Origin of the sequence: Coleofasciculus sp. FACHB-712, assembly GCF_014695635.1 — a bacterium.
Classification (GTDB): domain Bacteria; phylum Cyanobacteriota; class Cyanobacteriia; order Cyanobacteriales; family FACHB-T130; genus FACHB-T130.
In genome coordinates, this window is record NZ_JACJOQ010000522.1 from 1 (window position 1) to 10,450 (window position 10,450).

The 10,450-nt window shown below is 45.2% G+C and carries 9 protein-coding genes; 8 read left to right on the forward strand and 1 reads right to left on the reverse strand.

What is annotated here, in order from left to right; all coding sequences use genetic code 11:
- Together H6F50_RS17720 and H6F50_RS17725 are read left to right on the forward strand one after the other, a co-directional pair.
- Positions 1–351: sulfite exporter TauE/SafE family protein (locus H6F50_RS17720; protein WP_190429712.1), on the forward strand; the 351-nt coding region annotated here is incomplete at its 5' end.
- A 229-nt stretch (positions 352–580) separates the two neighbouring features.
- A complete protein-coding gene (locus tag H6F50_RS17725; RefSeq protein ID WP_190415776.1) occupies positions 581–1,120 on the forward strand; it encodes a retropepsin-like aspartic protease in 540 nt (179 codons plus the stop codon).
- Here the strand turns inward: H6F50_RS17725 and H6F50_RS17730 are convergent.
- Positions 1,086–1,355 carry a hypothetical protein gene (locus tag H6F50_RS17730; RefSeq protein ID WP_190429713.1) on the reverse strand — a complete coding sequence of 90 codons (270 nt, stop codon included), beginning with the start codon at positions 1,353–1,355 and terminating at the stop codon, positions 1,086–1,088. The two genes, H6F50_RS17725 and H6F50_RS17730, sit on opposite strands and share 35 nt — an antisense overlap.
- A 49-nt stretch (positions 1,356–1,404) precedes the next feature.
- Here H6F50_RS17730 and H6F50_RS17735 point away from each other — a divergent pair, with 49 nt between their 5' ends.
- The 6 genes from H6F50_RS17735 (at position 1,405) to H6F50_RS17760 (ending at position 10,148) form a co-directional block, all read left to right on the forward strand.
- A complete protein-coding gene (locus tag H6F50_RS17735) occupies positions 1,405–4,545 on the forward strand; it encodes a HEAT repeat domain-containing protein (protein ID WP_190429714.1) in 3,141 nt (1,046 codons plus the stop codon).
- A gap of 58 nt (positions 4,546–4,603) precedes the next feature.
- A complete protein-coding gene (locus H6F50_RS17740; protein WP_190429715.1) occupies positions 4,604–5,110 on the forward strand; it encodes a YfbM family protein in 507 nt (168 codons plus the stop codon).
- Positions 5,111–5,177: 67 nt separating this feature from the next.
- Positions 5,178–5,651, forward strand: a complete 474-nt coding sequence (locus H6F50_RS17745) for a DUF29 domain-containing protein (RefSeq protein ID WP_190429716.1) — start codon at positions 5,178–5,180, stop codon at positions 5,649–5,651.
- Between the two features lie 90 nt (positions 5,652–5,741).
- On the forward strand, positions 5,742–7,382 hold the full coding sequence (locus tag H6F50_RS17750) for an SWIM zinc finger family protein (RefSeq protein ID WP_190429717.1): 1,641 nt from the start codon (positions 5,742–5,744) through the stop codon (positions 7,380–7,382).
- Between the two features lie 312 nt (positions 7,383–7,694).
- On the forward strand, positions 7,695–8,219 hold the full coding sequence (locus H6F50_RS17755; RefSeq protein ID WP_190429718.1) for a hypothetical protein: 525 nt from the start codon (positions 7,695–7,697) through the stop codon (positions 8,217–8,219).
- 525 nt (positions 8,220–8,744) lie between these two features.
- Complete coding sequence (locus H6F50_RS17760; RefSeq protein WP_190429719.1) at positions 8,745–10,148, forward strand: reverse transcriptase family protein; 1,404 nt, start codon at positions 8,745–8,747, stop codon at positions 10,146–10,148.
- The last annotated feature ends 302 nt before the right edge of the window (positions 10,149–10,450 follow it).

Here is a 10,450-nt window from a genome sequence, read left to right on the forward strand (position 1 = left end):
TTTGGTTTGGCGATTGGGCTGGTTAGCAGTCTATTGGGGGTAGCTGGGGGTGAAATTATCATCCCCACACTCGTTTTTGCCTTCGGTGTAGATATGAAGACGGCAGGAACCGCGAGTTTGCTCATCAGTTTTCCAACTGTGTTAGTCGGGTTGATTCAATACGCCAGCCGGGGAGCATTCCGCGATCGCTCTCCGCTGAAAAATACGATTACTCCCATGAGTATCGGGTCAGTCATTGGAGCAATTATCGGAGGAATGCTGGCTGGAATCGTTCCAGCGTTAGCTCTAAAGCTTACTCTAGGAGTAATTTTAAATATTTCAGCGTTTCGAGTGTTTCACAAATCTAGATGAAGTACCACTCCTCTAGAGAGCTTAAACCGTATTTTTCATTAGTAGAGAACGCGATTAATCGCGTCTCTACAGGGGAGGCGGACTAGAAGCGCATAAGCTGCGCGATCGCCCTCGACAAAAGCCCTTGCCATAAGCCAGAGTTGTAACACTATTCAGCAGCCGTCAGAAATTAACGAATTGAGCAATAATCAATCTGCTGGGCGCTCAATGAATGAGACAGGAAAGCAAGATGAAACGATTTTTAACCGTGGTAGTTTCTCTAACTGGGCTGGTTTCCTACGCAGCCGTGGCGGGGGTGCCAGAGGCGGCTAAGGCTCAGGACGCGGCTTGCTTCATGGTAGCACCGGGGGGCAGAACGATAGATTTGGGGAGTCTCTGCGGCACCGATGAGGCGAACAAACGCGTCTTTCAAGCTAGGATCAAACGCCGCGCCGGTGGCACACCCGTCATTGATGTAACCTTTAATGGCGGGCAGACTTTTGAGATGATTGTAGACACCGGGGCTAGCGGTACGATGATTACCCGCCGGATGGCATCAGCATTGCGAGTGGTGCCGGTGAAGACTGTTAAGGCAGATACGGCGAGTGCAGTGGGAGTCGAGTTTCCCGTCGGCTATGTGCAATCGATTGCCGTGGATGGTGCTGTCGCTAACAAAGTGCTAGTTGCGATCGCTGGCCCAGAACAAGATATGGGATTGTTAGGACACGACTTCTTTGGCAATTACGATGTCACGATTAAACGCGATGTCGTCGAGTTCCACCGTCGCTAATGTTGTGTGGTGAGGCTATGCGGTGAGGCTGAATTTGGGGGAGAATCGCTCTTTGGGCACTTCTTTCGGCACGTTGATAATCGCGATCGCTGAAGCGATTTTCCCACCCTGCGCCTACGCACCCGCCTAATTTCTGCATACTTCCAACTTGAGTTGGGTTTTGTATTCGAGTCAACCGAGAACCGCGATAAACAGCGTTGATGAGTTCTCCAAAGAAGGCGATCGCTTCTGGCAATTATCTAGTACATTTATACTATTTACACACCAAGCCTTGAGACACTCGTATGGAACTCATCCAACGGACTACGCTTCTCTACCAAGCCGGGAGTTCAGATAAAGTCTACGAAGTCGATCTCTGCAAGACAGGTGAAAACCGCTACCTCGTTAACTTCCGATACGGACGACGCGGTACAACTCTCAAGGAAGGGACAAAGACGGTTCAGGCTGTACCTTTAGCCCAAGCGCAGCGAGTGTTCGATAAGCTGGTTGACTCCCAAATTCAGAAGGGCTATCGGGATGTCACCGCTGGGGCAGTTAGCGAGCCAGCTGCACCCGCACCAGTCCAAACTGCAAGTAATGTACCAATCACCAGCGACCCACGCCACCAAGCCATCCTCAACCGTTTGGCGAACCGGGACAATCGGAAATGGCCTCTGGAACGGGCAATTTGGCGGGCTGGCGAACTTAAAATTAGAGAAGCTACGCCGTTGTTAATTCAACTCATTAGAACTGGCGAAGCTTTGAGAGATTATTGCATCGCTTGGGCTTTGGGTTGGTGTGGGGATGAGAGTGCCATTCCCTTTGTCAGGGAACTTTCCCAGCATAAATCTGTTGCTGAATTCGTCCGCCGCATCGCCTGGGAAGCACTATTTAAATTATCAGATGAACAGACACAAGGGCAGATGCGTTCTGAGAAGATAGAACAACTGCCGTTAGAGTTGCGCGATTTAGCCCGAAATGGAACAGCAGAAACATTTGCAACTACACTTCGCGATTATTTAAATAGCAGCGATTACAGGCATTTTTCCGTTCTCGATACTATTTATCAAATTGATAACCAATACGTGCGTCCAGCACTACTCGATATTTTATGCGAAACACCTTTTAAATCTAACTACTTCCAGCGAATTCGCCATATTTTTAAGATAGCTGAGTATCGCCATGATGCAGAAGTTTTCGGAATCCTTGCTTATGCCTTTGAGAAAGAACCGGGGACGTTTAATAATCAGCAAACGGGTTGGCAATGGGACTCAGTGAAGCGCGAATATTATAGTAGCGGGAAACGTCACACTGAAGAACTTAAGAGTCCGCAGTCGAAAAAAGCTTACAGCCAACAAACTCGTGAATATCTGCGGCGGCGAGTTTGGCGTACTCTTAAAACTTTGGGTGAAGAAAGCGATTCTAACTATATCAATCTTGCAGTCAATATTCTCCTACAGTATTCGGATGATGACGCTCAACCAGCCAAGCAGTCAACTTTCAGGAGATGGAACGGACAACGCCGTTCCTATGAAAGCTTTACTAGAGGTTGGGATACTTATGCTGGCTACCTAATTTTTAATCATATTCTTTACGAAAACAGTCCCCGCTATGCCTCCCATCCTAAAGCATGGCGTTGTCAAGATGGTTACAAACCGGGAGATCCAGAACCGCAAGTAAGAGAAGAAGCTTTTTCCGAACTTTGGCAGCAAAACCCAGCAGCACTTGTACAGTTATTAATAGAAAGTGATTGCCGTCCCGTTCATCATTTTGCAGTTAAAGCGTTGCGCGTCTGCAAAGAATTTTGCGATCGCCTTGACACAGACACATTAATCAAATTCCTGAATAAACCTTACGAAATAACCGCCGAATTCGGCTTTTTACTGGCACGCGATCGCTACGACCCCGCCCAGCCCAACAGTACATTAGTCCTGGCTCTTGCTAATTGTGCATTCCCAGAAGCACGTACACAAGCCTATCGTTGGATCGAACAGCAACGAGAATTCTTTTTTGAATCCAGCGACTTTATCGCGGGTTTAGTGACCAGTCAACAAGCTGATACCCGTGCTTTTGCGCGAAGGTTACTAAGTTCATCAATTTTAACCGATACCACCGCCAGGGTACTCATCGGAAGAATTATTGCTGCTGTGTTGGCACTAGAACCTACGCAAACAGATAGTTCAAGAGAAATTAGTGAAACTTTGTTGCTCTGTTTTGCGCCGCAACTGCGTAATTTGGGGTTGGGTGTAATCCTCGATTTACTGAATCATCCGATGGCGGAAATTCAAGAATTAGGCGCAATAATTTTATTAAATCATGAAATTCGTGCAGTTGACTTGCCACCAGATTTAATTGAATTATTATTAGAATCGCCTTATGAAGCTGTGCGTGGCATTGGGGTGAGGATTTTTGGACAATTACCTGATGAGAGATTGTTAAGCGATCGCATCCTCATCGTCTCAATGGCAATTAACGCTGTCGCTGATATCCGCAATGCAATCCGTCCGGTGATTCGACGTTTGGCAACCAATCAACTCAATTTTAGCGCCGAGTTAGCGGCTGACTTGATTGATGTCTTAATTACGCCAGAACGACACGAAGGTGTTCACAAATATTTATTGGGTTTGTTGCGAGAAGATATCCCCGGATGGATGTCTAACATCAGCAAAGAACGTGCGATGCAGCTTCTTCGCGCTAAATCATTAGTCGCCCAGGAATTGGGGGGTTTGGTTTTGCAAGAAAATAGCGATCGCTTTCTTCCCGACTTCGAGACAAGTGAGATTGTCAAGCTGGCAAATCACGAAATTTTATCAGTGCGTGAAGCAGCAAGAGAAATGTTTTTAAAAACCTTAAACCGCATCCACACCGACTCCCAAGAAATGTTATCAGCAGTGCGACTACTAGAATCAAAGTGGGATGATTCGCGAGAATTTGCATCTAGAATTTTTCGCACAGATTTCACCAATGAAGATTGGACACCAGAAGTAATGGTTAGCGTCTGTGACAGCATTCGCGAAGATGTCCGTTCTTTTGGGCGCGATTTAGTAACTCGCAACTTCAAAGAAACAGATGGACAAGAATACTTACTCAAATTCAGCGAACATCCCTCAACAGATATGCAGACCTTTGCTACTAACTATCTAGAAAACCATGCTGTAAATAATTCCCAACGGTTACGAGAACTAACGCCATACTTTATCAGCGTCCTGTCCGGTGTCAATCGGGGAAGAGTTTCCAAACAAAGAATATTTGCTTTTCTAGATACCGAAGCCCAAAAAAGCGAGGAAGCTGCACAAATTGTCACTGAAATTCTCACCCGACAATCTGTCACAATGGCAATCGGCGACAAAGCCACAGCAATTCAGATAATGCTGAAAATTCAAAAAGCTTATCCTCAGATATCCTTACCCATTCAGGTAAAACCAGTTGTCCAAGTTAGAACTTAGTTAGATAGGAGAAACACCATAATATTAGGATCGAGTATCTGCTTTTTGGAGATTTATTATGGGAATGAGAGGAGACTATAGACGGGTTACGACAGAGCGGCTTGCTGAATTGCAACAAAATCCTGATTCTATTCTGGGCTTTTTATTCCCTGATGATGGTGCTAAATATTCAGATAAAAGTTATCTGGATATAGACAAAGCTTGGCATGGTATCCACTTTTTGCTTACTGGAACAAAGTACGAAGGCGAAACTCCCCTAGTCAATGTGGTGATGGGAGGTTCCCCACTAGATGATCCAGATAATCCTCAGTTTGATTATGGCCCAGCGTGTTTTCTAATACCTGAAGAAGTACAAGAAGTGGCAGAAGCATTATCACAAATTTCTGAAGCAGACTTGCAAGCACGTTTTCATCCTTCAGCACTTTCCGCAGCTAACATTTATCCAAATATATGGGAAAGGGGAACTGATGAATTCGAGTATTTAATGTTCTACTATCTTCAACTAGTCAAGTTTTTTCAAGATGCCGCAAAGTTTAGGAATGCTATAGTATTCTACATTGCGTAAGCCAACTAATAAATATTTAGAGAAATGCGATTTTTTTATGTCAACTGTATATTTTAAGAGGTGAAATATGACCGCAGAACCTATACTATCATCTGGTAAATTTTCTAGCTTATACGAGGCAGATTTCTATAGGTGGACGCAAGAGCAAGTAAAGTTGCTTCGAGAAGGAAAATTGAGTAGTTTAGATATCCAAAACTTGGCGGAGGAGATTGAGTCTTTGGGCAGGCAGGAACGACGGGAGTTAAGGAACCGTTTGGGAATTTTGTTAGGTCATTTACTTAAGTGGGAATTTCAGTCTAGTCACCGTTCTAAAAGTTGGCTTGCCACAATTCGAGAGCAGCGATACCAAATTTTAAAATTGCTTGAAGAAAGCCCTAGTTTGCAGACTTATTTACCTACTGCACTAGAGGAAGCCTATCCAAGCGCCTTAAATTTAGCTATTGGCGAAACATCATTAGATTATGTAGACTTTCCTCCTATTTGTCCTTATGACTTAGAGCGAGAAGTATTGAATTCTTCATTTTTTCCTGGCGAAGCTTGATAAGCGAGGCGGAGCCTCTCAAACCTCGCTTCTAGGTTGAATCTGCGTTCATCTGCGGTTAAAAATTATCCTTCATCACTTCGCGAGATTATGGAATTTAACTACAGCTACAACGGAAACACATCGGTTAATGAAAGCGGCGCAAACACCCAAATTTCCTTTTCTCCCGATACTAAACGCGAACCCACGTACTTTATCGGAGAATTGCGTCAGAATGTCGCCTTTCGGGAGGCAATTAGCGCCTTACATGATGTTGTCGTCTCCGATATGCGGTTCAAACCCAAAGACAAAACGGCATATAAAGAATGGGCAGCAAAACAACAGGATCTAGACTGGCAACTCATCGCCGCACAACGCGAAGAAGTTGCGAATCAAATCAAGCCGTTGCAGGATGAACTTAATCAATTAAGCCAGCATAGTTACCAGCGGCGGGAACCTTTCTACAAGGCACAACGCCGCTATTTTGATTACATTTATCAAAAAGACCGCGATGCTTGGTTTGTTCTCGATCCGGTGATTACTGTTCATCCCGATGAAGTATTTTTTGAATGTTTCAGTCAGGATGAATCCAGTTATGGCCGTCTCGGTGCCAGCTACGAGGTTTTTCAAAATATCAACGAGTTTGCCTGCGGTACGACTAATATTGATTACTCAGCGGCACTTTACGACGAGTTTAAAAAAATCCGCAGTTACAAAAATACCAAATTTGAAATAGATCCCTCTGGTTTTGAAGTTCAAACTACGCACGAAGAAACTTTTAAAGAAGTCAAAATCGATTTACCCGACAGTTGGGTAAGAGGTTTTTTGCAAGTTAGTTCGGCGATGTCTTTACCAGCAACGCGAGTTGATTTGCATCCGATGGATATTTACAATATGTGCTTTGTGCTGCGTCGCCACAAGGAAAAGCAAGGGCCTCGCAGTATGCGCTACCATCTTAAACCTGGGGAACCCGTGCGGGTGACATTCGATCCGTGGGGAATAGAAATCGTTTGTGCGCGATCGCTCTACACTGGATCGCAATCACAAGAAATCCGCGTTTGGGGACGCCGCCGTCTCCACATCCTCGAACGTCTCATCCCCGTGGCGAAAAAGTTTACCGTTCACCTACTCGGTACGGGTATGCCTTCCTTCTACGTCGCTGACTTAGGCGATATGTCTTTTACCCTCGGTTTATCGGGATGGACGGCAAATGACTGGTCGCAATCTGGTAACTTTGACTTGATGGCACCCCGCGCCGACATCGACAAATGGACGCAGCAACAAATTTTCGAGGCGCTGAAGAAGAATTGGGTAGAAAGTCCCGACTCGCTTGCGGAACGCCTTGGTTTAAACCGTGCCGTAGTTCTCGGTGCTTTAAGTGCTTATACGCAAGCGGGACGTGCGATTTATGACTTAAATAAGCAAGTTTATCGAGTGCGGGAACTGACGCGAGAACCTTTGCCGATGGAACGCCTGCGCTTTGCCAATGAGCGAGAAGAGAAGGCTACCCGTTTCTTGGTTTACAATGCTGTGCAGGTGACTAATGTTACCAGCGATGCTACGAGAGCGTTTACTCTGCAAGGTAATGTTTCAGACAAAGATAAAACCTTGACTCCTTTATTGACAGTTGACGTAGATGAGCGTATAATGTCCGCAGAATGTACTTGCAACTGGCATCAACAGAATAAACTGTACAAAGGCCCTTGCGAACACATTCTGGCGTTGCGAATGCAACACGCCCGTCAGTATTGACGAATCACGCGCACCTAATCAGTTGGTAAACAGCCTTGCAATCCGGACGATGGATCGTCGTCCTTGCGTTTAGCCTAGCGATGCACCACTAGCCTGCTCTTAACTGTGCGGTCATTCAGGGCTACCCCCTTTCCCGGTGGGACTTCCCTGAAGTGTAAGAAGGGGGTAGCCCTGAGACCGCTTGAGTTGAGCAATCTAGTCCTGAGATGTTTACGAAGGGGCAACCAACTGATAGCTGCGCGTAATTTTTTTATTTCAGCTTTTATTAGTGCAGACTTTACCTACACAATAACTACGCAAATCTAAACTTTAATGACATCTGCATCAGATAGAAATTACTTAAACGTTAAATACCTCAAGCTGGTAAACAATACTATTCGTAAAAGAAAAGAGTGGTCTTACGAGAAATGTCTGAGAAACCATGAGTTCGAGTTGCATTGGGCAGTGAACGAAAGCAGTAAGCAAGGTAAGAGCCAGGAAGAAATTAAGAGGATGCTGGCGGGTAAGGAAAGAGATGCCAAAAAAGCCAGTAAGGGTGATCGCATAGTCTTGTGTCAAAATCATTTCTCTCATGGTCATCGCGTAACCCATGTGGTTGAAATAGTAAATCATCCTGATGAAGCTGAGTGCCAAAATGGTATATGGACACGTCGAGTTCAGGTAGTGTGGGTGGTTCCAAGACCTTTGGAGGAGTGGAATGACAAAGCACCGTGGACAAAAGAGGTAATCGGCGAAAAATTTTCATTCAAGGGTGGCAACTTAGTCAGCATTAATGCACCAACTATTGACCTTAACTTAGATATGCTGAGGACTCATTTGGTAGGTGGGCGTGACTAGAAAATTAGACACTACATATAGCGGTTTGTTGCGATGCCTGCCTATATCTAGTGCTTTTACCAAAATCTTGGTACAATAATCCGATCGCGCGCCTTAGCTCAATTGGTAAACAGCCTTGCAATCCGGACGATGGATCGTCGTCCTTGCGTTTAGTTTAGACACGCATCACTAGACTGCTCTTTACTAAGCGGAGCCACCCCGGAGTATTACGGTTTGGTTTCCGTGAAATTACTAGCCTACCCAGAGCATTACGGGTGAGTTTCACCAACTAATGACTCCACTGGTTAGGGCTGGCTCCGCTGAGTAGAGCAATCTAGTCCTGAGGGGTTTACGAAGGGGCAACCAACTGATAGCGGCGCGTGATTTTTCTTACAAGTAATGATTTCTCTGATTCCTAGTCAAATGCTGGGAATGATTTCTTGCAGGCTCCAGCCTCCATTAATTCCAGGTTTCAGGGATTATTGTGCTGTTGAATAGAGTACATATGTACTATAATTGCGGAAACGCATCGCTACTTCTACAAATATGTCAGATCAGCCTCGTACCCGCCAGGAACTCTACGATCGCATCCGACAAACGGGCAAAGAGGAATTTATCCTCGAAGAGATGATACGTTATGGGTTCTGGCCTGCACAAGGCGAGATACCCCAAGATCCAGCCGATGACATTCGGCGGATGGGGGAGATCCGGCGAGAACTGGAGCAACTGCGGCAGGAAAGTTCGCGCCTTCACAACGAAAAGCAACTTCGCAAGCAGCTACTCAAACAACGCCTCGCCGAGTCGCGGCGCAAGCGACAGGAAACGAAGGAACGGCGGGAACGGGAACGGCAAGAACGAGCGGAAGAGTGGCGGCAAAGAAAAGAGCGAGAAATCCTTTATCTCGGTGAAGATGTCTCAGGTGGACTTAACTATACTGAGTGCGATGAGGAAAGGTTGCGAAGTTATGGATTACCTTTGTGCGGTACACCCTACGAAATTGCCGCTGCAATGGGAATTACTGTGGGACAATTGCGCTTTCTCGCTTTTTCCCGCAAGACTTCGACAATTTCTCACTATATCCGCTTCAAGATTCCTAAAAAAACGGGTGGAGAAAGGCTAATTTCCGCACCGATGCCACGCTTGAAGCAGGCACAGCATTGGATTTTGGGCAATATTTTGGAAAAGCTGGAACTGCACGATGCAGCTCATGGTTTTAGACGCGATCGCTCTATTGTCAGCAACGCTCAACCTCACGTAAAACGCGACGTAATTATTAACTTTGACCTGAAAGATTTCTTTCCGTCAATTTCCTATAAGCGCGTGAAAGGACTTTTTAAATCATTCGGTTATTCGGAAGCTGCGGCAACAATTTTTGGGTTGCTGTGTACCCAACCGGATATCGAGGAGGTTGAATTAGACGGCAAAACTTATTATGTAGCACTCACAGATCGACATTTACCCCAAGGTTCGCCAGCTTCTCCAGCAATTACTAATCTAATGTGTCGCCGCTTAGATAAACGACTTACCAGTATGGCTGACGAATTCGGTTTTGTTTATACTCGCTACGCTGACGACTTAACTTTTTCAGCTTCTGGTGACAGTCTCCGAAATATCTGCAATATTCTCAAACGCACTCAGTCAATCGTGGCTTATGAAGGGTTTTCGATCAACGAACAGAAGACTAGAATATTGCGGAAAAATCGGCAGCAAGAAGTTACTGGAGTTGTCGTGAATGATTATCCAAATGTTTCTAAAAAAGAGCTAAAATGCTTCCGCTCTACTTTATTCCAAATCGAGAAAGATGGCTTAGAAGGTAAACATTGGGGAAATGCTGATAATGTGATGGCTTCAATTCAGGGCTATGCCAATTTCGTCGCTATGGTTAATCCGCAAAAGGGTCTTGAGTTTCAAGAGCAGATACGACGAATTCGAGATAAATACAGACGGTAATACTGAAAAAAGTTATCACGGGTTAGCGATATATCTGTAGGGGCATGGCAATGCCATGCCCCTACAGATTTTGATTTTGCCGGAATTTCAAAAATATGCAATTTTCTCTATAAAAAATCCGAAATGTCTATCTTTACTCTTGTAGTTTATCTAAGTCACAAATCACCAAAACGGCATTCTCGACTCGATGCTAGAAACTGCACAAAATATCTAGAGGACGCTACAAATGAAAGCAACTTACTCCCTGAGTCAATCGCTTATTGCAGCCGCTACCCCGTCCACCGTAGACTTGATTGTTAGTT